The organism is Conservatibacter flavescens (assembly GCF_002795425.1).
In the GTDB taxonomy this organism is placed as follows: Bacteria; Pseudomonadota; Gammaproteobacteria; order Enterobacterales; family Pasteurellaceae; genus Conservatibacter; species Conservatibacter flavescens.
On sequence record NZ_PHHA01000038.1, the window covers coordinates 24352 to 45365 of the forward strand.

Consider the following 21014-nt stretch of genomic DNA (forward strand, 5'->3'; position numbering starts at 1 on the left):
ATCTAATTTGTGACTTTCATCACAAACTTTATTTTATTTAGTAGCCATGTCATAGAATGATTATTATGTGATCTCATTAGCAAATTTGTTCTTTTTCGCTCACAAAATGTTTTTTTTAAGGTAAAATATGCTTATTTATTTCGTAATCGAATTTTGTGGGGAAGCATTATGCGATTGGCAACTGACTTTCAGATGAATGGCAGAGTGGAAACAGATGTCATTATTATTGGTGGTGGTGCAACTGGGGCTGGTGTGGCTCGAGATTGTGCGCTACGTGGGTTGCGTTGTGTTTTGTTGGAGCGACGTGATATTGCTACGGGGGCTACAGGCCGTAATCATGGGTTATTGCACAGCGGGGCGCGTTATGCGGTGAATGATCGTGAGTCGGCGCGAGAATGTATTGAGGAAAATATGATTCTCAAGCGTATTGCTCGTCATTGTATTGAAGACTCTAAAGGTTTATTTATTACTTTGCCTGAAGATGATATTCAGTATCAGAAAACCTTTCTTGAAGCTTGCTCTGAATCGGGTATTGAGGCCGTTGCTATTGAGCCTGCGTTGGCTAAGCGTTTGGAACCTTCTGTTAATCCGAATTTAATTGGTGCGGTGGTTGTGCCGGATGGGACTGTTGATCCATTCCGTTTAACCTCTGCGAATATGCTTGATGCCAAAGAAAATGGTACACAAATTTTTACATATTGTGAGGTAGTTGGTCTTATTCGCGAAGGGGCGCGGGTGATTGGTGTAAAAGCCTATGATCATAAATACAAAATGCACCGAGAATTTTTTGCCCCAGTGGTTGTGAATGCTGGTGGGATTTGGGGGCAGGGGATTGCGGAGTACGGTGATTTAAGTATTAAGATGTTCCCTGCTAAAGGTGCGTTGTTGATTATGGGGCACCGTATTAATAATTTGGTGATTAACCGTTGTCGTAAACCAGCTGATGCGGATATTTTAGTGCCGGGTGATACTATTTGTGTAATCGGTACAACTTCAAGCCGTATTCCTTATGATCAAATTGATAATATGGAGGTCACGCCGGAAGAGGTGGATATTTTATTCCGTGAAGGGGAGAAATTAGCACCAAGTTTGCGTCAAACGCGAGTGTTACGCGCTTATGCCGGTGTGCGCCCGTTAGTGGCTGCGGATAATGATCCGTCGGGACGGAATGTGAGTCGCGGTATTGTATTGTTAGATCATGCTAAACGCGATGGCTTAGATGGTTTTATTACGATTACGGGTGGTAAGCTTATGACTTATCGTTTGATGGCTGAATGGGCGACAGATTTGGTCTGTGAAAAATTAAACCATAATAGTACTTGTTCTACGGCACATCGTCCGCTGCCAGGTTCTAATGAAAGTGTTGAAGATACGCATCGTAAAGTCGTTTCCTTGCCTGCTCCAATTCGAATTTCCGCCGTTTATCGGCATGGTTCACGTGCGAGTCGTTTGCTCGAAACCGAGCGTTTAGATCGTAGTTTAGTGTGCGAATGTGAAGCGGTGACTGCGGGGGAAGTCCGTTATGCGGTGGATGAGTTAAATGTGAATAATTTAGTGGATTTGCGCCGTCGTACTCGCGTGGGTATGGGGACTTGTCAGGCTGAGCTTTGTGCTTGTCGTGCGGCTGGTTTGATGTCTCGTTTTAAGGTGGCAACGCCACGTCAATCCACTACCCAGCTAGCGGCTTTTATGGAAGAGCGTTGGCGTGGTATTGAACCGATTGCTTGGGGAGATGCTATGCGTGAAGCGGAATTTACCAGTTGGATTTATTATAGTTTATTAGGTTTAAATGATGTGCAACCGCTTGGCAGCCAAGCGCAGCAGGGGACGGATAGCAATGAATTTTGATACGGTGATTATTGGTGGTGGTTTAGCGGGTTTAGTGTGCGGCATTAAATTACAGGAAAAAGGACAGCGTTGCGCCATTATTAATAATGGGCAAGCTGCGATTGATTTTTCATCAGGCTCGTTAGATCTATTGAGCCGTTTGCCTGATGGTAAAAATGTACAAAATATTGACCGCACTTTTGCTCAATTGGTCGAACAAGCGCCCCAACATCCTTATAGCGTGTTGGGTCAGGAGGTTGTGTTGGCAAAAGCGCGAGAATTTGAGCAATTAGCGCAGTCATTAAATTTAGACTTATTAGGGACCCTTGCTCAAAATCATTATCGTGTTACTCCTTTAGGCGGGCTGCGTGCCTCCTGGTTGTCACCGAATAGTGTACCGACAGTGTTGGAGGGTGAGGCGTTTGCGCATGATCGTATCGCAATATTAGGCATTGAAGGCTACCATGATTTTCAGCCACAAATGTTGGCGGATAATTTATTGCAACAGGCGCCGTTTGCCCATTGTGAGGTGAGTACAGGATATTTGAATATTCCGGAATTAGATCAATTACGTCAAGCCGCACGAGAGTTTCGTAGTGTGAATATTGCACAGCTGTTGGAGCATAAATTATCGTTTCATAATTTGGTCAATGAGATTAAGGAAGCGGCAAAAGGGGCAAGCGCCGTTTTTTTACCTGCTTGTTTTGGTTTAGATACGCAAGTTTTTTTCACTCAATTGCGCGAGGCGACAGGTTTGGCACTATTTGAATTACCGACTTTGCCTCCGTCGTTATTGGGGATTCGCCAGCATAAACAATTACGTTATCGTTTTGAGAAATCGGGTGGTTTAATGATGAACGGTGATCGTGCTTTGCGAGCAGAGTTAGATGGGAATAGAGTGGTAAAAATTTATACGGAAATTCATCAGGATATTGCAATTAGTGCTCAACATTTTGTTTTGGCCTCTGGGAGTTTTTTTAGTAATGGGTTAGTTGCTGAATTTGATCGCATTTATGAGCCTGTGTTTGGTGCAGATATTTTGGAAATGGCGGATTTTGCTGCGGATAAGCGTTTGAGTTGGACCCATGCTCGTTTTAGTCAACCACAACCTTATCAATCAGCGGGTGTGATTATCAATTCCCATTGTCAAGTGCAAAAGAGCGGTCAATTTTTACAAAATTTGTTTGCCGCAGGTAATGTCATTGGTGGCTATAATGGTATTGAGTTAGGTTGTGGATCGGGAGTGGCGGTTGTGACTGCATTGTGGGCGGCAGAACAAATCGGAGGTGGAGATGAATATTAATCAGCTCATTGAGCAAGCCAAACAAGGCGGTGGGCCAAATATCGCACATCAATATGTTGATGAAAGTTTTGAAAGTTGTATCAAATGTACGGCTTGTACAGCAGTTTGTCCGGTTTCTCGTCAAAATCCTTTTTACCCTGGACCAAAGCAGTCAGGACCAGATGGTGAACGTTTGCGTTTGAAAAGTGCTGATTTGTATGATGAGGCATTGAAGTATTGCACTAATTGTAAACGTTGTGAAGTCGCTTGCCCATCTGATGTAAAAATCGGTGATATTATTGTGAGAGCGCGTAATAAGCATTTAGATCGTCAAAATAAACCACTTATGCATAAATTACGTGATGCGGTATTGAGTAATACGGATATTATGGGCAAGATAAATAGCCCATTTGCACCAATTGTCAATAAAATCACTGGGTTGAAAGCGACACGTTTTCTATTGGAAAAAACCTTGAATGTGAGCCGGCATCGTACCTTGCCAAAATATTCTTTTGGTTCGTTTCGCCATTGGTATAAAAAACATCAGTTGGCACGTCAATCGCTCTATCATGAAAAAATTGCTTATTATCACGGTTGTTATGTGAATTATAACAATCCTCAATTAGGCAAGGAGTTAATTGATGTGTTTAATGCGATGGATATCGGTGTTATGTTGTTGGAGAAAGAGAAATGCTGTGGGCTGCCATTAACGGTTAATGGTTTTCCTGAGCGGGCGAAATCTCAAGCTGAATTTAATATTCGACAATTGGAATACACGATTCATCAACGTGAATTAGATGTTGTTGGGACATCATCAAGTTGTACGATGAATTTGCGTGATGAATATCATCATGTTTTAGGAATGGATAACAGTCAGATTCGTGATAATGTGAATATTGTGACCCGTTACTTGTATCAATTGTTCCAACAGGGACGTCGGTTGCCGTTGCGTGAAATGCCGTTACGGGTTGCCTATCATACGGCATGTCATGTGGATAAAGCCGGTTGGGCGCCGTATACCTTAGATGTATTACGCCATATTCCCGGTTTAGAAATTGTGATGTTGCCGTCCCAGTGTTGTGGCATTGCGGGGACATATGGCTTCAAAGCAGAAAATTATGATGTATCACAGGCAATTGGTAAAAATTTGTTCGATCACATTAACGAAGGTGGCTTTGATTATGTGGTATCGGAATGTGAGACTTGTAAATGGCAAATTGATATGTCCACCAATTTACAATGTCTGCATCCGATAACATTGTTGTCTATGGCGCTTAAATAAGCGCCTTAAAATAAGATGAAAAATGACCGCACTTTGTTTTTCGGAATACGGTAAGATGTTTCCCCTGCGTTTGGCAGGGGAAAGATTATGCGCCGATTAAACGATATAACTCAGTATCTTTGCGATCTAAATAGTGGGTGGATAGAATTCGACGAATTGTTCGAGAACGTCCACGAATCACGAGGGTCTCTGTCGTCGCGAGGTTGCCTTTGCGTTGAATACCTTTTAGCAAATCGCCTGTTGTGATACCTGTTGCAGAGAAGACGAGGTTATCATCACGGACTAAATCCTCTAATTTCAACACCGTATTTACTTCAACGCCTAATGCCTGACAGCGACGAATTTCTTCTTCGGCAATAGCACGATTTTCTTCGGTATCGCCTTTGACTTGATGGCGAGGAATAAGGCGCGCTTGCATTTCGCCACCTAATGCCCGAATTGCTGCAGCGGCAACAACCCCTTCCGGCGCTCCGCCAATGCCATATAATAAATCAATATCTCCTTCAGGGAGGCAGCATAATACAGAACCAGCAACATCACCATCTGGAATGGCAAACACGCGTACGCCTAATGCATGCATTTTGGCAATAACATCGTCGTGGCGCGGTTTGGAGAGTACCATTACGTTCAGTTGAGAAAGTAATTTACCCATTTTTGAGGCCACTCGGCGCAAGTTCTGCTCTAATGAGAGATTTAAATCAATCATGCCTTTTGCTTGTGGGCCAACAACTAATTTTTCCATATACATGTCAGGGGCACGTAAAAAAGTATCTTTCCCCCCAGCGGCTAAAACCGACAGTGCGTTAGATTGTCCCATTGCGGTCATGCGAGTACCATCAATAGGATCAACTGCGATGCTGACTTCTTCGCCCCCACCTTTACCCAGTTTTTCACCGAGATATAACATCGGAGCTTGATCAATTTCACCTTCACCAATGACAACTTCCCCTTTCATATCAATCAGGTTTAGCATTAATCGCATGGCACTGACAGCGGCTTCATCGGCTGCATTTTTATTACCTCGCCCTAACCAAGCAAAGCTAGCTAATGCAGCAGCTTCGGTCACTCTTGAAAATTCAATCGCTAATGATCTGTTCATGATGTTGTCCTTTGTTGAATGAAAATTTTGGTTATTCTACCATTAAGAAAACGCTTGCGTTACAATCAAGCTCAAGAAAAGTAAAATTTTTATTTTCCATGAATTTATCCTTTAAAACACGGGCGAAAGTGCGGTAGAATAGGGCTTATATTTACCGACATATAATGAGGAAGGGTTATGTCTTTAGAAATTTTAGATCAACTAGAAGAAAAAATTAAACAGGCAGTAGAAACTATTCAGTTACTTCAATTGGAAATTGAAGAAAAAAATGAAAGTATCCAACAATTAGAGCAACAAAAATCTGATATGCAACAAGCTAATGATGCGTTGCGTCATGAAAATGATCAGTTGAAACATGAACATGCCAATTGGCAAGAGCGTTTACGTTCTTTATTGGGTAAAATTGATAACGTTTAAACATATTCCCAAACAAAACCCCATTATTTATGAAGATAATGGGGTTTTTATTTAGCCAAAGCTTAACTAAGCGTTAGTTAATCCTGCTTTATGTAAAAAATTCGCAATACCATGTTCTGCTACGCTGTCTGTAACATAGTTGGCGACTTTTTTGAGTTCGTCATGGCCATTCCCCATTGCCACCCCAACGCCAACACTACTCAACATTTCTAGATCATTCAAACCATCACCAAATGCCATCGCTTGATCCATTGAAAGATTAAGGCGTTGTAAGACAGCTTGAATACCTCTTGCTTTTGATCCTTTTTCGTCAAAGATATCCACCGAGTTTTCATGCCAACGTACTGTGCGAACATGTTGAAAAATACCCGCATTTTGTACAAAACGTTCTTTTTCTTCATCATAAAACGCCAATATTTGAAAAATGTCATTGTGTAAAATGAAATCGGGATCTTGGATAGTCGTATAGTTTGTTGTAATAGGGTCGAGAGCAAAGCGCACATGTTCATTGACTTCGGAGACTAAGACTCTATCAGCAGTAATTAAGGCGTATTCAATATTGTTAGCCTCAAAAAATGTGATCATGCGCGTTAGGTCTTGCGGATTAAGTGGAAATTTTTTGAGTACTTCGTTTTGATAGGTAACATATTGGCCGTTCATTGTCACAATTACGTCGATATTTTCTTCACAAATTATTTTTTCAATTTTAGCGGGAAAGGCGCAGCGTGTTCGGCCTGTCGCGATGGCGGGTATAATGCCATTGGCTTTAAGTTGACGTAATGCGGGTTGTACGCTGTCAGGAATGGTATCTTGTTTTTTCAAATATAAGGTGTCATCAATATCAAAAAAGACAATTTTAATTTGATCACGATAATTCATATTGCTGCTTTCCTTCTTCAAAGTAGTGTTAAAAATATTCTAACAGTTTTTGGCAGTATATTTGTTATTTTTACGATCAAGATCGCAGTTTTAAAGGGAAAATATATGATCTTCCTTGTTGTCAGGATATGTTGGAACGAATAAAAATGGATATGTTTTAAAAGTGCGGTCAAAAAATGAATATTTTAAGAGCGTGTTGTGTACAATGCCAACAAGTTTTGGCTATTGCGGCTCATGGGTTGTGTTGTCGCTGTTATCGAAATATTCCTCGTTATTCTTATTGTGGGCGGTGTGGTTCTCGGTTGCAGGAGAATGCGCCGATATGTGGGCGATGTCTAAGACAGAAACCAAACTGGGATCAAATCGTTGTGGCCAGTGAATACCGGAAGCCATTATCTGATTTGATTCATCGTTTTAAATTTCAAAATCAGTTTTGGCTCGATCGTACTTTGGCACGTTTATTATACCTTGCCATTCGACAAGCAAAGCGGACTCATGGTATTGCATTACCAGAAGCGGTTTTTTCTGTTCCTTTGTATCATACTCGACAATGGCAACGAAATTATAATCAAGCTGATCTATTAGCGCGTTATCTCGCCACTTATCTGCGATTACCGTATCATGCCGATGTGTTATGGCGTGTTAAAAATACCCCTAGCCAACGAGGTCTCAGCGCTAAGGCGCGTCGGCTAAATATGGAAAATGCGTTTACTATTTCAAATAAAATAACGCAATTTTCGTATGGCTCTGTTGCTTTGGTGGATGATGTCATTACGACGGGATCAACATTAAATGAAATAGCTAAGCAATTGCGCCAGCAGGGGATCGCGCATATTCAAGTGTGGGGATTATGCAAAACCTAATGGGGAATTTATTGCATAAAAGCCTTTCTAGGAGTATGATTCCTGACAAGAACAGTCAAGTATTTCATTTAAGTTTATAGAGTAGGATAAATTTATTATGCAACAAATTAGTATTTCTGCGGCGGCGCAAGCCCATTTCCGCAAACTTCTTGATAGCCAAGAAGAGGGGACAAATATTCGTATTTTTGTGGTTAATCCAGGTACGCCAAATGCGGAATGTGGTGTATCGTATTGTCCCCCGAACGCAGTTGAAGCGACTGATACGGAAATGAAATATGATACATTTTCAGCGTTTATTGATGAAATAAGTTTACCGTTTTTAGATGAAGCGGAAATTGATTATGTGACAGAGGAATTAGGCGCACAACTCACGTTAAAAGCGCCAAATGCAAAAATGCGCAAGGTGGCAGATGATGCGCCGTTAATTGAGCGTGTAGATTATGTGATTCAAACACAAATTAACCCTCAGTTAGCAAGTCATGGCGGGCATATTACGTTAATTGAAATTACAGATGATGGCGTGGCGGTATTGCAATTCGGCGGCGGATGTAATGGCTGTTCTATGATTGATGTCACGTTAAAAGACGGGGTTGAGAAACAGCTTGTGAGTCAATTTGCGGGTGAGTTAACGGGTGTGCGTGATGTGACAGAGCATCAGCGTGGCGAGCATTCTTATTATTAGCCCTCACTGTCCCATTTGATCCCTGCTTGAGGTCTTTTTTAACACCAAGACCATTTGTATATAGCATTGCTAGATAGAATTGAGAATATGGATCGCCTTGTTCAGCTGCTAATCGTAGCCATTTTGCTGCTTTTTCATGCCATATTCTTGCCTGTGTGTAATCTTGTGTTATTCCCTTGCCTAAAAAATAGTTTGGGCATCTAAGTCACCCTGTTCGGCTTTTTGGGTAAGGGTTGTTAGATCTGAAGCCCAAATAGCAAGCGAAAAAAGGTAGGTAAAAAGTGCGGTAATACATTTATATATTTTCATCTTATTTAGCCTAATTAAGGTGTAATTGTTGGTATAGTTTAGCAATAAATTTCTGTTTTAGCTGTTCAAGTTTAACTTTGTGAGCAAAAAGTTGAGTTAGATAGAGAGGATTATTCGGTTCAGGTAAGGGTAAACAGCTACTTTTGTGAAGTTGAATGTCTTGCTTTAACTTTTGGTAAGTTTCTATAACTTGATTAAGTCAATTTGATAACTTTCGGCATTCTGTTTGGGTATGTGGAAAAACTAACCCTTCATTAACTATATTCTGATAGTGTTCAAGATGTGTTTTTATTAAGTCCTCTTGGTTGTCGTCTAATTTCGTTTTGAGCTCTTGTAAAAACATATTCGGTAAGCTGTTAAAGGGAGCAGAAGCTTGGGTATGGATTTCATTTAACCGATAAATATACCTAATGTAAGCCAACAAAAGTTTTTCATTTAATGGTCTAGTTCTTTTAATTTACGATATTGATCACAGGCATATTGATGTCCCCCATTACAAGCTTCGCCATACAATTCTATTGCCTTATATTTATCTAGTCGAACAGCCCGGCCATATTGGTATAAATTCCCTAATATAGTGAAGCCAATGCGATTATGATTCTCGTTTACTATCTTCACAGCCCAATATTTGGCTTTCTTATAATCTTGTTCCGTGCCATAGCCATTTAAATAAGCAATAGCTAAATTAAAACGGTGTTCTGCTTGATAAGCATTAGCTATTAGGCGTATGTTATTTTCATCCTGTCCTCTGTTGTATATTCGCGTTTTTTCATACGCAATATAATCATCAATAGACTTATAAGATAGCTGTTGCCATAATGGAAAGGCTAAGGAGAATTTTTTCTGCTTTATATAAAGATGAGCAAGGTTTGATATTGCCCCTATATGTCCTTGCTCTGCGGCTTTTTTACACCACTCAATAGCTTCGTGTTCATTTTTTGTTACATCTGCCTGTTTGCTATCTGGTTCATAAGCTATACAGATAAAGTATTGTTCCTCCACATCCCCTTGCTGGGCTTTTTTTAATGTTTGTTGGGTAAGACTAGAATCAAACTCTGTCGCTAGGGCAGTTTGAGGCAGAGAAAAAAATGTTGCAGTGGTTAAAAGTAAGGGCAAAAGTCTAATTAATTTCATTTTTAATTTCCTTGATATTCCGTCCAAGCAACGCTTTATTATGGCGTTATGAATTGCGTCTTGCTGATTTCGGTCTGAAACTTTCGCAAATTTCAGCACGGATGTCGATATAAATTTCGCTTAAGAGCTGTAAGCAATAAGGGATAGCACTGAAAATGCCTTTTACCATCACGTTGCCTTGTTCGTCTTTAACCCTTTCGAGGGTTTCTTTAATTGCTTTCGGTTGCCCTGGTAAATTGAGAATGAGCGATTGCCCACGAATTGCCCCAACTTGGCGAGAGAGAATAGCCGTTGGGACAAAGTGTAAGCTCACTTGACGCATCTTCTCCCCAAAACCCGGCATTTCTCGGTCGGCAATCGCTAAATATTACTCAGCGCTGGGTAAACCTTGTGCGCAATCCGCGATTCGTGCGACTTTGCCATTTTGAATAGCAACAAACCCATCTTTGATTTCACCAAATGCTAAGACTAAATGGCCACGTATAACAGTTTGATATTGTTCCATGCATTTTTCCTTATTTATTGTGATTATAAAAAAGGCATACTGAATAGACTTCAATATGCCCTCTCGTCCTTAGCAATCTAACTGATTTTTTAGTGAAAAGCGAGTTAAATTCAATCAGTTGTTAATAATTTGTTATTTAAATATAGGGATATTAGATTTTTCAGCTGTTTAGCTTGCTGTGGATTGCTCAATCCTATAACTAGGGGTATACTTAGGCTCTATTTTATTATCTTATTTTTATCATCTATTGAGAGCAAAATGAACGAAGCAGAATTTATGCCAATGGCGATTGAATTTGCCAAGAATCATACGTTAATGGTAACGGCTTGGGTTGCCGTATTTGTTATGGTTATTTATACCTTTGTAAAAAGTGCCACCAGTAAAGTCAAAGTTGTCACCAATCCAGAAATGACCGCGTTGATTAATAAAGAAGATGCGGTGATTGTGGATTTACGTAGTGTAGATGAATTTAAACGTGGCCATGTGATTGGCAGTGTACAATTAACGCCAAGTGATATTAAAAAGAAAAACATTGGGCAAATAGAACAGCATAAATCTTCACCTGTTGTAGTCGTTGACGCTAATGGTTTAGGTGCGGCAAATATCGGTGAAGAATTATTTAAGCAAGGCTTTAGCCGCGTTTATGCTCTGAAAGAAGGCATTGCGGGTTGGAGAAGTGCAAACTTACCTTTAGTGAAATAATTGATTAAAAAGGAAAATACCATGTCTGAAGAAAATCAAGTGGCAGCAGAAGAACAAGAAGTTCAAGCGGTGTTGCAGATTCAACGTATTTATATTAAAGATGTTTCATTTGAAGCACCCAATTTACCAACCATTTTTCAGCAAGAATGGAAGCCACAGCTTAAATTTGATTTAAGTACAGAAACTACAGCGTTAGCAGAAGATTTATATGAAATCTGTTTAAATGTTTCTGTTGAAACCACGTTGGAAGACTCGGGTGATTTGGCATTTATTTGTGAAGTAAAACAGGCTGGTGTGTTTACGATTAGCGGTTTAGATGATATGCAAATGACTCATTGCTTAACATCAAAATGCCCAGAGATGCTATTCCCTTATGCACGTGAATTGGTATCAAGTTTAGTGAATCGTGGTACATTCCCGGCATTAAATCTTTCCCCTGTTAATTTTGATGCTTTGTTTATGGAATATTTGCAACGTCAGCAAGAACAAGCAGCAGAAGCAGAAAGCAACAACGAAGTTCATTAATCTTTGTTGGGGCAAGAATAGCTTGCCCCATTTCTTTCATTGGTAACTTTGTCATATTTGTATATCGAGGTGAACCATGTCGCATACTCATATCACAACATCACCCATTACTGTTTTAGGTGCAGGTTCTTATGGTTCAGCGCTGGCGATTGCTTTTTCACGTAATGGTTATCCTACTTATTTATGGGGACATGATCCGTTACATTGTGAACGGTTAAGTACCGAACGTCAGAATCGTCAATTTTTGCCAGATATTGCTTTTCCTGAATCTCTGAATATTGAGCCTGATTTAGGTAAAGCGATCCAATCAGCTCGTGATTTATTGATTGTTGTACCTAGCCATGTATTTGGTGAAATTATTGCTAAAATTAAACCGCACTTACGGCCAGAACATCGCATTGTGTGGGCCACGAAAGGATTAGAGCGAGATACAGGGCGCTTATTGCAAGAAGTGGTAGAGGAGCAACTGGGTAATCGTTATCCACTCGCGGTACTTTCAGGACCAACATTTGCAAAAGAACTCGCAGCCGGATTGCCAACCGCGATAGCGTTAGCTTCGCATAATGAGCAATTTGCGTTGGAATTACAAGCGCGTATTCATTGTAGCAAGCATTTTCGAGTTTATATTAATAATGATATGTTAGGTGTACAGCTTGGTGGCGCGATTAAGAATGTCATCGCTATTGGCGCAGGGATTTCTGATGGAATGGGGTTTGGCGCAAATGCAAGAACGGCTTTGATTACTCGAGGAATTGCGGAGATAACTCGGTTGGGCGTTGCTTTAGGTGCCAATCCAAATACGTTTATGGGGATGTCAGGTCTGGGCGATTTAGTATTGACATGTACAGATAATCAATCGCGGAATCGTCGTTTTGGCATGATGTTAGGACAGGGGATTACGGCACAAACTGCGATGGACAATATTGGGCAGGTAGTTGAGGGCTATCACAATACTCGAGAAGCATATTTGTTGGCACAACGATACGGGATTGAAATGCCTATAACAGAACAAATATATCAAGTATTATTTTGTGGTAAGAATGCAAAAGAAGCCGCGGTTGCTTTATTGGGGCGAGAGAAAAAAGAGGAGTAAATATGCCAGCACAATTAGATGAAGTATGGCTGAATATTCGTGCAGAGGCGAAGCAATTGGTAGATAACGAGCCGATGTTGGCAAGTTTCTTTCATTCCACGATTCTGAAACACCAAGATTTAGGTGGCGCTTTGAGCTATATTTTGGCGAATAAACTCGCGAATGCCATTATGCCGGCTATAGCATTGAAAGAAATTATTGAAGAAGCTTATGCGGCTAATCCTCAGATTATTGATAGTGCAGCCTGTGATATTAGTGCAGTTCGTTTACGTGATCCTGCAGTGGATTTGTGGTCAACAGCATTACTTTATCTTAAAGGATTTCATGCCTTGCAAAGCTATCGGGTTACGCATTATTTATGGCATCAAGGGCGTAGAGCGTTAGCGATTTATCTACAAAATGAAATTTCAGTCGCGTTTGATGTCGATATTCACCCTGCGGCTAAAATTGGTTGTGGCATTATGTTTGATCATGCGACGGGGATTGTCGTGGGAGAAACCTCTGTGATTGAAAATGATGTTTCGATTTTACAAGGTGTTACCTTAGGGGGAACAGGGAAAGAAAGCGGTGATCGCCACCCGAAGATCCGTGAAGGGGTAATGATTGGCGCTGGCGCCAAAATTTTAGGGAATATTGAAGTTGGTAAGTATGCTAAGATCGGGGCGAATTCCGTAGTATTACAAGCCGTACCAGAATATGCGACAGCGGCAGGTGTGCCTGCGCGGATAATTGGACATGATAAAGCAGCAAAACCTGCTTTTGATATGAATCAGTATTTTATTGAAACAGATGAAGCATTAAACATTTAGGAATATCAATGACAAATCAGCTATACGAAGCCGATAACGACAAATTATATCGTTACCTTTTTAAAAACCGTGCAGTACGTGGTGAATGGGTACGCTTAAATCAGAGTTTTTGTGAGACCTTAAATACGCATCAATACCCAATAGCGGTGCGCAATTTATTGGGGGAAATGCTGGTTGCAACCAGTTTATTAACCGCAACGTTAAAATTTGAAGGTAATATAACTGTTCAGATTCAGGGAGATGGGCCATTAAAATTAGCGTTAGTTAATGGATCAGATACTCAGCAAATGCGCGCATTGGCTCGTTTGCAAGGTGATATTCCTGATGATATGACACTTGCCGAGATGGTGGGGAAAGGTGTATTGGTGATTTCCATTATTCCAACAGAAGGTGAGCGTTATCAAGGGGTTATCGGATTAGATAAACCGACAGTAACAGAATGTTTGGAAGATTATTTTGTTCGTTCAGAGCAGTTACAAACACAATTATTAATCCGCACTGGAGAATATGAAGGCAAGCCTGTTGCAGCAGGTATGCTAGTGCAGATTATGCCAGATGGTTCAGGTTCTGCTGAAGATTTTGAGCATTTAGCAACCTTAACTTCAACCGTTAAGGATGAAGAAATTTTTGGCCTTAGTGCGGAAGAGTTATTATTTCGTTTATATCATGAAGAAACAGTGGAGATTTTTAGCCCTCAAACGGTGACTTTTCACTGTGGTTGTTCGAAAGAGCGGTCCGGTTCGGCATTATTATTGCTCTCGGAGCAAGAAATAGATGATATCTTAGCTGAACATAAAGGCAGCATAGATATGCAATGTGAGTGTTGTGGGACCCATTATTTTTTTGATAAAACCGCAATTAATCAATTAAAAACTGAATATCAGTCATTAAAATAAAGAGATAAATTATGTCAAATAAAGCCTTGAGTGTTGTTATCCTTGCCGCAGGGAAAGGAACTCGTATGTATTCAGACTTGCCAAAAGTACTACATCAAGTCGCAGGTAAGCCGATGGTTAAACATGTTATTGATACAGCAAAAAATTTGAATGCTGAAAACATTCATTTGATTTATGGGCATGGTGGCGATGTCATGCAGGCGCATTTGAAAGATGAGCCGGTTAATTGGATATATCAAGCTGAGCAGCTAGGTACGGGGCATGCAATGCAACAAGCTTCACCATTTTTTAATGATGACGAAAATATTGTGATGTTATATGGTGATACGCCACTGATTACTCAGGAAACATTGGAACAATTGATAGCGGCTAAACCGGATAATGGTATCGCATTGTTAACTGTCGTGCTTGATAACCCAACAGGTTACGGTCGAATTATCCGCGAAAATGGCTCTGTGGTGGCTATCGTGGAGCAGAAAGATGCTAACCCTGAACAATTACAAATTAATGAAGTGAATACTGGTGTCATGGTGTCTGATGGCGCGAGTTTCAAAAAATGGCTCGCTCGTTTAGATAATAATAATGCACAAGGCGAGTATTATATGACTGATGTCGTTGGTTTCGCGAATCAAGATGGCTGCCAAGTTGTTGCCGTACAAGCTTCGGATAGAATGGAAGTTGAAGGTGCAAATAATAGACTGCAATTAGCTGGATTAGAACGGTATTATCAACGTAAGCAGGCGAAAAATTTGTTGTTAGCAGGTGTGATGTTGCGTGATCCAGAGCGATTTGATCTGCGCGGTGAACTTGAGCATGGCAAAGATGTTGAAATCGATGTAAATGTTGTCATTGAGGGGAAAGTTTGCTTAGGTAATCACGTCAGCATTGGGGCGGGTTGTGTGTTGAAAAACTGTCAAATTGCGGATAATGTGGAAATTAAACCTTATTCCGTAATTGAAAATGCCGTAATTGGAGAGAAGGCTATTATTGGTCCTTTCTCACGCTTACGTCCAGGCGCAGAACTTGCAGCAGAAACCCATGTCGGGAACTTTGTCGAAATCAAAAAAGCGGTTATTGGTAAAGGTTCAAAAGTGAATCATTTAACTTATATTGGTGATGCTGAAGTGGGCGCTAATTGTAATATTGGTGCAGGCGTGATCACCTGTAATTATGATGGGGCGAATAAGTTTAAAACTATTGTGGGGGATAATGTGTTTGTCGGGTCCGATACGCAATTGATTGCACCTATTACCGTTGCAGATGGCGCAACAATTGGTGCTGGTACCACCTTGACCAAAGATGTGGAGGCAAATGAATTAGTCATAAGTCGAGTACCACAACGCCATATTCAAGATTGGCAACGTCCAACTAAAAAAGCTTAGTCACAGCATATAGGCATAGCGAACTTTGCTATGCCTATTGCGTTTAATTATGTGATATCAATCCATTCCATTTGAGGCATAATCCCTCTCCAAAGTTCAAATGCATGTGCCGCTTGACCGACAAGCATACCGAAACCGTCACTTAAATTGTGACAACCTAATTGTTTACAATGTGCAATAAAGGGTGTATCGCTTTGCTTGGCATACTGCATATCATAAAGTGCGGTAGCATTTTGTAAAATTTTATTTTCGATATTGATGACTTCACCTTGTAAACCCGTCGAAGTCGCATTAATGATTAAGTCAAACGACTTGTTTGGGATCTGATCTAGCGCGACCGCTTGAACGTTGCCGAACTGAACAAATTTTTGAGCTAAATCTTGGGCTTTGCTGAGTGTGCGGTTGGCAATCCAAATATTTTGTTCGGCTTGTAATAGAGGCAATAGTACGCCTTTCGTTGCACCGCCTGCGCCCAATATTAAAATAGATTGATTCGGGTGTAGATAGTTTAGGCGTTGTAGATCAGAAGTTAATCCCAAACCATCAGTATTGTCAGCATAAAGGGAACCATCATCAAGGCGCTTTAAAGTATTACATGCTTCGGCTGTTAATGCTCTTTCACTATGATGGTGAGCGAGTTTAAAGGCGCGCTCTTTGAAAGGTGCTGTGATATTGCACCCTTTCCCACCTTGCGTAAAGAAATCTTGTATTTGTTGCTCGAAATGCTCTAAGCTGCCCAGTATCGCGGTGTACACCATATTCTGTTGGGTATGTTGAGCGAAAATAGTATGAATTTGTGGTGATTTACTTTGTGCAATAGGGTTGCCCCAAACAGCATATTTATCCATATTATCCATTCCTAATGATGTGATCTGTAAAAATATCGCGAATTTCTGAAGGTTTTTGTGCATTGCCGACAGGCGCATCCAAAACAGGGAAATCCTCACCGAATTGTGACCGCACTTCGGCAGCGGTTTTACAGGGGGTTAAACCTGTGAGGTTCGCACTGGTGGAAGTCAGAGCAAAACCAGTTTGATGACAAAGCTGTTGTACTGCTGGATGTGAGCAAAGACGTATAGCGATTCCTTCGAATTGCCCCGTGAGCCACTTTGGAGTATTCGGCGCGGCTGGCACAATCCATGTTATTGGGCGATCATAAAGTGCGGTCAGTTTTTGCCATATTTTTTCATCTAGTTTTGTTGAGCGAATAAAGGGTTGCAAAAACTGTATTTCAGGCGCAATGAGAATTAGCCCTTTTTCTATTGGACGTTGTTTTAAAAAAAGTAATTTATTGACCGCACTTTCGCTCATAGGATTGCAACCTAATCCGAAAACCGCTTCTGTTGGATAGGCAACAACCTGTTCTTGTTGTAGTCTGTTTGCAATTTGAGTGATATTCATAGGTGATTGAAAAGATGCTTACACTGTTTGTTAACGCATTGATATACTGCCGCTTTTTTCTCAACGCAAACCGGACACTTGCATTGTGGACAGGTAATCGAGAAAGGCTGGCTAGGGAGTGTGAATTTACATTTGGGATAGTGATCGCAACCATAAAAGATTTTGCCCTGCCGTCCTCTACGGGGAACAAGCAGACCTTGGCGACAATCAGGACAGGTAATTTCTTTTGGGATTGCTTGTTCAGTTGGGGTGTCATGTACAATAAAGTGGCAATGAGGATAGCCCGAGCAACCAATAAACATACCGAAATGACCTTGTCGTAGCACCAGTAACTGTCCACATTCAGGGCATAATTCAGTTAATGGTTTAATAATTTTGCTTTCATGTGGTGTTTGTAGCGGTTGTAAATAATTACACTTAGGATAAGCAGAACAGCCGAAAAATAATCCTTTTTTGCCCTGCTTTAATTGCAATATTTCACCACACTGTGGGCAGTGTTTTTCATGCTTGGTTGGGGTAAAAAGGGTTTGGCTCATGATTTCCTCGTTGGCTTATTTTTATCATATTAACATCTTTTATATTTTCCCTCTACATTCATGATGAGATCTTGTAGTTCTAATGCTAATAACTGAATAAGGAGTTGATCTACAGGTAAACCGGAAAGGGTACTGAGTTCATCAATGTTGAGCCCTTCATGTCCAATATGGGCGAATAATTCAGGATAATCCGGGGTGATATCGGGAGGTCGGTGAGATGGAGCGGGTTGTGACTGTGACAAGTGACTTGATTTTACTGGTTGATAAGCAATGGGACTAAACCAGTAAGATTGAACATTAGAAAGATTTTCGATGATATCTTGAATATTTTCGACTAGCATTGCCCCTTCTTTGATCAGTTTATGGCAGCCTTGACTGAACTGATTTTGAATATTGCCAGGTAGAGCGAAAATATCGCGGTTTTGCTCAAGGGCATAGCGTGCAGTGATGAGTGAACCACTTTTCTCAGTGGCTTCAATGACCAGTGTCGCGAGAGACAACCCACTGATAATACGATTACGACGAGGAAAATTTTCTGCCACAGGTGGTTGTTCGGGGAAGAATTCTGAAACCAACGCCCCTTGATTCTCCAGTATTTTTTGTGCCAGTTGACGATGTCTAGCTGGATAGATTTTTTCTAATCCATTCCCTAAAACACCAATGGTTTGTCCTTGTATCTCGACAGTTGCTTGATGGGCAAAACCATCAATCCCAAGAGCTAACCCACTAGTAATTACAAAACCGGCGCCAGATAATTCTGAGGCGAAATATTTTGCCCAATATTCTCCATAGCTAGAACAATAACGGCTGCCAACAATCGCAATTTGCGGTTGTGATAATACTTGTGGGCTGCCTTTTACAAAAAGTAGAGGTGGCGCTCCATCAATTTGTTTGAGTAAATAAGGATATTCTTTTTGAAAATAATGAATTAGATGATTTCCCTCTTTACTTGCCCAATCAATAGCCGGATCAATATATTGCCAGTTGGGTGTAAACCAGGCTTGAATCTGTACATGATTCCAGCCTAATTGCTGTAATGCTTCGGCATCATAGTCTAATAAAATTTCGGGGGAAACATGTGTCAATAAGCGTTGAATTCTCTGGGCTCCGAATTTTGGAATTTGTTGTAAGCGTAGTAAAACCTCTAAATTTTTATCCATAAAGTCACCGCACTTTGGTCAAAATAATATAAAGCCTAAATGCTGTGATAGAAAAAAGCGAATAGGATAGTGAAAAATGATCGTATTTTGGAAAGTGGATCGCAAAATTAGAAAAAATATTGATGATTTTTGCATTTTTTGTAGGTGCTAGAAAAGTTGTGGAGAGCGTTTTTAAAGTGTTGTTCTTTCTATTTTTTAGCTGATAACTCGGTAATTTTAATTTTATGTGAATGTTTATGCTTGTTTTTAGCTATTGGTGTAGATAAAAATATTGTTGCGAGAATGTATTTTCATTATTTGACAAGATTTTATATTCGTTTATATTTCGAGATCTTTATTCTTTATTTTAACAGGAGCGTAACATGTCAGGTAAATCTGTCCGTGAAACGTTTGCAGGGCGTAAAGCCTTTATTATTGCCGCAATTGGTTCTGCGGTAGGATTGGGAAATATTTGGCGTTTTCCTTATACCACCTATGAAAATGGTGGTGGTGCATTTATTATTCCTTATATTGTGGCACTATTAACGGCAGGTATTCCATTGTTGTTTTTAGATTATGCTATAGGCCATCGTCATCGTGGTGGTGCGCCATTGTCTTATCGCCGTTTTAATAAACACTTTGAAGTGTTTGGCTGGTGGCAGGTTATGGTTAATGTCATTATCGGTGTCTATTACGCGGTTGTATTAGGTTGGGCAGCGACATATACCTATTTTTCATTTTCAAATGCTTGGGGTGATAAACCAATTGACTTCTTTGTCGGCGAATTTTTAAAAATGGGTGATATTGCTAATGGCGTAAGTTTTGAATTCGTTGGTATGGTTGTTGGACCGTTGATCGCGGTATGGCTTGTTGCTTTAGGGGTTCTCGCGCTAGGAATTCAAAAAGGTATTTCTAAATCATCTAATATATTAATGCCTGTGTTGGTAATAATGTTTGTTGTTTTGGTCGTATTTTCTTTGTTTTTACCAGGCGCAGCCAAAGGTTTAGATGCATTATTTACGCCTAACTGGGAAAAACTGGCGGATCCAAGTGTATGGATTGCAGCCTATGGACAGATTTTCTTCTCCCTTTCCATTTGTTTTGGGATTATGATTACTTATTCCTCTTATTTGAAAAAGGATTCTGATCTGACGGGTTCTGGCTTAGTTGTTGGATTTGCTAATAGCTCTTTTGAAGTGTTGGCGGGTATTGGTGTATTTGCCGCTTTAGGGTTTATGGCTGCAGCGGCAGGACAGGAAGTAAGTGAAGTTGCGAAAGGTGGAATAGGTTTAGCATTTTTTGCATTCCCAACAATTATCAATGAGGCGCCATTTGGTAATGTACTTGGTGTATTATTCTTTGGCTCACTCACTTTTGCAGCACTGACATCATTTATTTCTGTCATTGAAGTTATTATCTCAGCAGTTCAAGATAAATTAAGCATGGGACGTGTTCAGTCCACGTTGGTTGTTGGCGTTCCAATGATGGTTATCTCAGTCTTTTTATTCGGAACAACAACAGGTTTACCAATGCTTGATGTCATGGATAAATTCGTCAATTATTTTGGTATTGTTGCTGTGGCATTTGCTTCTTTAATTGTGATTGTTGCAAACGAAAAATTAGGCTTATTGGGCGATCATATTAATAAAACGTCTTCATTTAAAGTCGGTTTTATCTGGCGTTTTTGTATTGTGGTGACAACAGGTATTCTTGCTTTCATGCTATTTAGTGAAGGAGCAAAAGTCTTTAAAGAAGGCTATGAAGGTTATCCAAGTTGGTTTGTGAATACTTTCGGATGGGGAATGGCCATTGGACTAATTGTTGTGTCTATATTACTTTCTCGTTTGAAGTGGAAAAATGAGCCAGCAGATAGTATCGCGGAGGAAAAATAAATGAGTACAGTCGCAATTGTTATGATGGTGATTGCCTTAGTTATCATTTGGGGCGGATTAATTTATTCTATAAAACGTTTACCAAAAGAGTAATCACGCTACCGCATTTTGTTATGTAGAGCAAAGTGCGGTATTTTTTTGAGGATTTCTGCTGGGTATTGCTGATTAAATAGACATTTAATCAAAAAGCGGAAAAAATTTCAAAAAAGGGGTTGCATTGATTTTGTATTTATCTATAATACGCCCCACACAACGACGCGCTGTTGTGAATGAGATTAGCGGTGCGTCGTTTTATTTTCGCTTAAATTCTAGGGTTGTTTTATTTTAGGGTTAAGCAATGGTTCTTTAACAATTTATCAG

Annotated in this window: 24 protein-coding genes and 1 pseudogene; 14 read left to right on the forward strand and 11 right to left on the reverse strand. The window is 40.3% G+C overall.

Translation table 11 applies throughout. The features are described 5' to 3' along the window. Positions 1–168 precede the first annotated feature (168 nt). Genes glpA through glpC form a run of 3 tightly spaced genes read left to right on the forward strand, consistent with a single transcriptional unit; the run spans position 169 to position 4391 of the window. Positions 169–1848: an anaerobic glycerol-3-phosphate dehydrogenase subunit A gene (gene glpA, locus CVP05_RS11960; RefSeq protein WP_100289794.1), complete on the forward strand. Its 1680-nt coding sequence runs from the start codon at positions 169–171 to the stop codon at positions 1846–1848. Beyond that, a complete protein-coding gene (gene glpB, locus CVP05_RS11965; protein WP_100289795.1) occupies positions 1838–3130 on the forward strand; it encodes a glycerol-3-phosphate dehydrogenase subunit GlpB in 1293 nt (430 codons plus the stop codon). Before glpA ends, glpB begins: the two co-directional genes overlap by 11 nt. Beyond that, positions 3120–4391, forward strand: a complete 1272-nt coding sequence (gene glpC / locus CVP05_RS11970) for an anaerobic glycerol-3-phosphate dehydrogenase subunit GlpC (protein ID WP_100289796.1) — start codon at positions 3120–3122, stop codon at positions 4389–4391. Before glpB ends, glpC begins: the two co-directional genes overlap by 11 nt. Positions 4392–4476: 85 nt before the next feature. On the opposite strand, the gene glpX is transcribed toward glpC, so the two are convergent. Beyond that, a complete protein-coding gene (gene glpX, locus CVP05_RS11975; RefSeq protein ID WP_100289797.1) occupies positions 4477–5490 on the reverse strand; it encodes a class II fructose-bisphosphatase in 1014 nt (337 codons plus the stop codon). Between the two features lie 177 nt (positions 5491–5667). Between glpX and zapB the strand changes: the two genes are divergently transcribed. After that, on the forward strand, positions 5668–5907 hold the full coding sequence (gene zapB / locus CVP05_RS11980; RefSeq protein WP_100289798.1) for a cell division protein ZapB: 240 nt from the start codon (positions 5668–5670) through the stop codon (positions 5905–5907). Between the two features lie 66 nt (positions 5908–5973). Here zapB and CVP05_RS11985 read toward each other — a convergent pair whose 3' ends face one another. Then, complete coding sequence (locus tag CVP05_RS11985; protein ID WP_100289799.1) at positions 5974–6786, reverse strand: Cof-type HAD-IIB family hydrolase; 813 nt, start codon at positions 6784–6786, stop codon at positions 5974–5976. A 176-nt stretch (positions 6787–6962) separates the two neighbouring features. On the opposite strand from CVP05_RS11985, the gene CVP05_RS11990 reads away from it, so the two are divergent. Together CVP05_RS11990 and nfuA are read left to right on the forward strand one after the other, a co-directional pair. Further along, the gene (locus tag CVP05_RS11990; protein ID WP_100289800.1) at positions 6963–7649 is read left to right on the forward strand and encodes an amidophosphoribosyltransferase; all 687 of its coding nucleotides are present in this window, start codon (positions 6963–6965) and stop codon (positions 7647–7649) included. Between the two features lie 97 nt (positions 7650–7746). Next, on the forward strand, positions 7747–8331 hold the full coding sequence (gene nfuA / locus CVP05_RS11995; protein WP_100289801.1) for a Fe-S biogenesis protein NfuA: 585 nt from the start codon (positions 7747–7749) through the stop codon (positions 8329–8331). Here the strand turns inward: nfuA and CVP05_RS12870 are convergent. The 5 genes and pseudogenes from CVP05_RS12870 to CVP05_RS12690 all read right to left on the reverse strand — a co-directional run bounded on the left by CVP05_RS12870 (position 8222) and on the right by CVP05_RS12690 (position 10279). Then, positions 8222–8503 carry an SEL1-like repeat protein gene (locus CVP05_RS12870; protein ID WP_100289802.1) on the reverse strand — a complete coding sequence of 94 codons (282 nt, stop codon included), beginning with the start codon at positions 8501–8503 and terminating at the stop codon, positions 8222–8224. The two genes, nfuA and CVP05_RS12870, sit on opposite strands and share 110 nt — an antisense overlap. An 8-nt stretch (positions 8504–8511) precedes the next feature. Beyond that, complete coding sequence (locus CVP05_RS12855; protein ID WP_279324790.1) at positions 8512–8640, reverse strand: hypothetical protein; 129 nt, start codon at positions 8638–8640, stop codon at positions 8512–8514. 435 nt (positions 8641–9075) lie between these two features. After that, positions 9076–9774 (reverse strand): tetratricopeptide repeat protein, encoded by a 699-nt coding sequence (locus CVP05_RS12005; protein WP_100289803.1) that lies wholly within the window; start codon positions 9772–9774, stop codon positions 9076–9078. A 46-nt stretch (positions 9775–9820) separates the two neighbouring features. Beyond that, positions 9821–10138: pseudogene (mog, locus tag CVP05_RS12010) on the reverse strand (molybdopterin adenylyltransferase); the annotation flags it as partial. A gap of 3 nt (positions 10139–10141) precedes the next feature. Then, positions 10142–10279, reverse strand: a complete 138-nt coding sequence (locus tag CVP05_RS12690; protein ID WP_165773161.1) for a hypothetical protein — start codon at positions 10277–10279, stop codon at positions 10142–10144. A 258-nt stretch (positions 10280–10537) separates the two neighbouring features. On the opposite strand from CVP05_RS12690, the gene CVP05_RS12015 reads away from it, so the two are divergent. The 6 genes from CVP05_RS12015 (at position 10538) to glmU (ending at position 15686) form a co-directional block, all read left to right on the forward strand. Then, positions 10538–10981, forward strand: coding sequence for a rhodanese-like domain-containing protein (locus CVP05_RS12015; protein ID WP_100289804.1), 444 nt, complete (start codon positions 10538–10540; stop codon positions 10979–10981). Between the two features lie 21 nt (positions 10982–11002). After that, positions 11003–11506, forward strand: a complete 504-nt coding sequence (gene secB / locus CVP05_RS12020; RefSeq protein ID WP_100289805.1) for a protein-export chaperone SecB — start codon at positions 11003–11005, stop codon at positions 11504–11506. 76 nt (positions 11507–11582) lie between these two features. Then, on the forward strand, positions 11583–12599 hold the full coding sequence (gene gpsA, locus CVP05_RS12025; RefSeq protein WP_100289806.1) for an NAD(P)H-dependent glycerol-3-phosphate dehydrogenase: 1017 nt from the start codon (positions 11583–11585) through the stop codon (positions 12597–12599). Positions 12600–12601: 2 nt separating this feature from the next. Then, the gene (gene cysE / locus CVP05_RS12030) at positions 12602–13408 is read left to right on the forward strand and encodes a serine O-acetyltransferase (RefSeq protein WP_100289807.1); all 807 of its coding nucleotides are present in this window, start codon (positions 12602–12604) and stop codon (positions 13406–13408) included. A gap of 8 nt (positions 13409–13416) precedes the next feature. Next, complete coding sequence (hslO, locus tag CVP05_RS12035; protein ID WP_100289808.1) at positions 13417–14304, forward strand: Hsp33 family molecular chaperone HslO; 888 nt, start codon at positions 13417–13419, stop codon at positions 14302–14304. 11 nt (positions 14305–14315) lie between these two features. Continuing rightward, positions 14316–15686: a bifunctional UDP-N-acetylglucosamine diphosphorylase/glucosamine-1-phosphate N-acetyltransferase GlmU gene (glmU, locus tag CVP05_RS12040; RefSeq protein WP_100289809.1), complete on the forward strand. Its 1371-nt coding sequence runs from the start codon at positions 14316–14318 to the stop codon at positions 15684–15686. Between the two features lie 47 nt (positions 15687–15733). Here glmU and aroE read toward each other — a convergent pair whose 3' ends face one another. Genes aroE through dprA form a run of 4 tightly spaced genes read right to left on the reverse strand, consistent with a single transcriptional unit; the run spans position 15734 to position 18783 of the window. Next, positions 15734–16534 carry a shikimate dehydrogenase gene (aroE, locus tag CVP05_RS12045; protein WP_100289810.1) on the reverse strand — a complete coding sequence of 267 codons (801 nt, stop codon included), beginning with the start codon at positions 16532–16534 and terminating at the stop codon, positions 15734–15736. A gap of 1 nt (position 16535) precedes the next feature. Then, positions 16536–17087: an L-threonylcarbamoyladenylate synthase type 1 TsaC gene (gene tsaC, locus CVP05_RS12050; protein WP_100289811.1), complete on the reverse strand. Its 552-nt coding sequence runs from the start codon at positions 17085–17087 to the stop codon at positions 16536–16538. Further along, positions 17084–17623, reverse strand: coding sequence for a DNA topoisomerase family protein (locus CVP05_RS12055; RefSeq protein ID WP_100289812.1), 540 nt, complete (start codon positions 17621–17623; stop codon positions 17084–17086). The genes tsaC and CVP05_RS12055 overlap by 4 nt, the downstream gene beginning before the upstream one ends. Positions 17624–17652: 29 nt before the next feature. Continuing rightward, entirely contained in the window at positions 17653–18783 is a 1131-nt protein-coding gene (gene dprA, locus CVP05_RS12060) for a DNA-processing protein DprA (protein WP_100289813.1), read from the reverse strand. 362 nt (positions 18784–19145) lie between these two features. Here dprA and CVP05_RS12065 point away from each other — a divergent pair, with 362 nt between their 5' ends. Together CVP05_RS12065 and CVP05_RS12070 are read left to right on the forward strand one after the other, a co-directional pair. Then, positions 19146–20654, forward strand: a complete 1509-nt coding sequence (locus CVP05_RS12065) for a sodium-dependent transporter (RefSeq protein WP_100289814.1) — start codon at positions 19146–19148, stop codon at positions 20652–20654. Continuing rightward, positions 20655–20747 carry a methionine/alanine import family NSS transporter small subunit gene (locus CVP05_RS12070; protein WP_100289815.1) on the forward strand — a complete coding sequence of 31 codons (93 nt, stop codon included), beginning with the start codon at positions 20655–20657 and terminating at the stop codon, positions 20745–20747. The last annotated feature ends 267 nt before the right edge of the window (positions 20748–21014 follow it).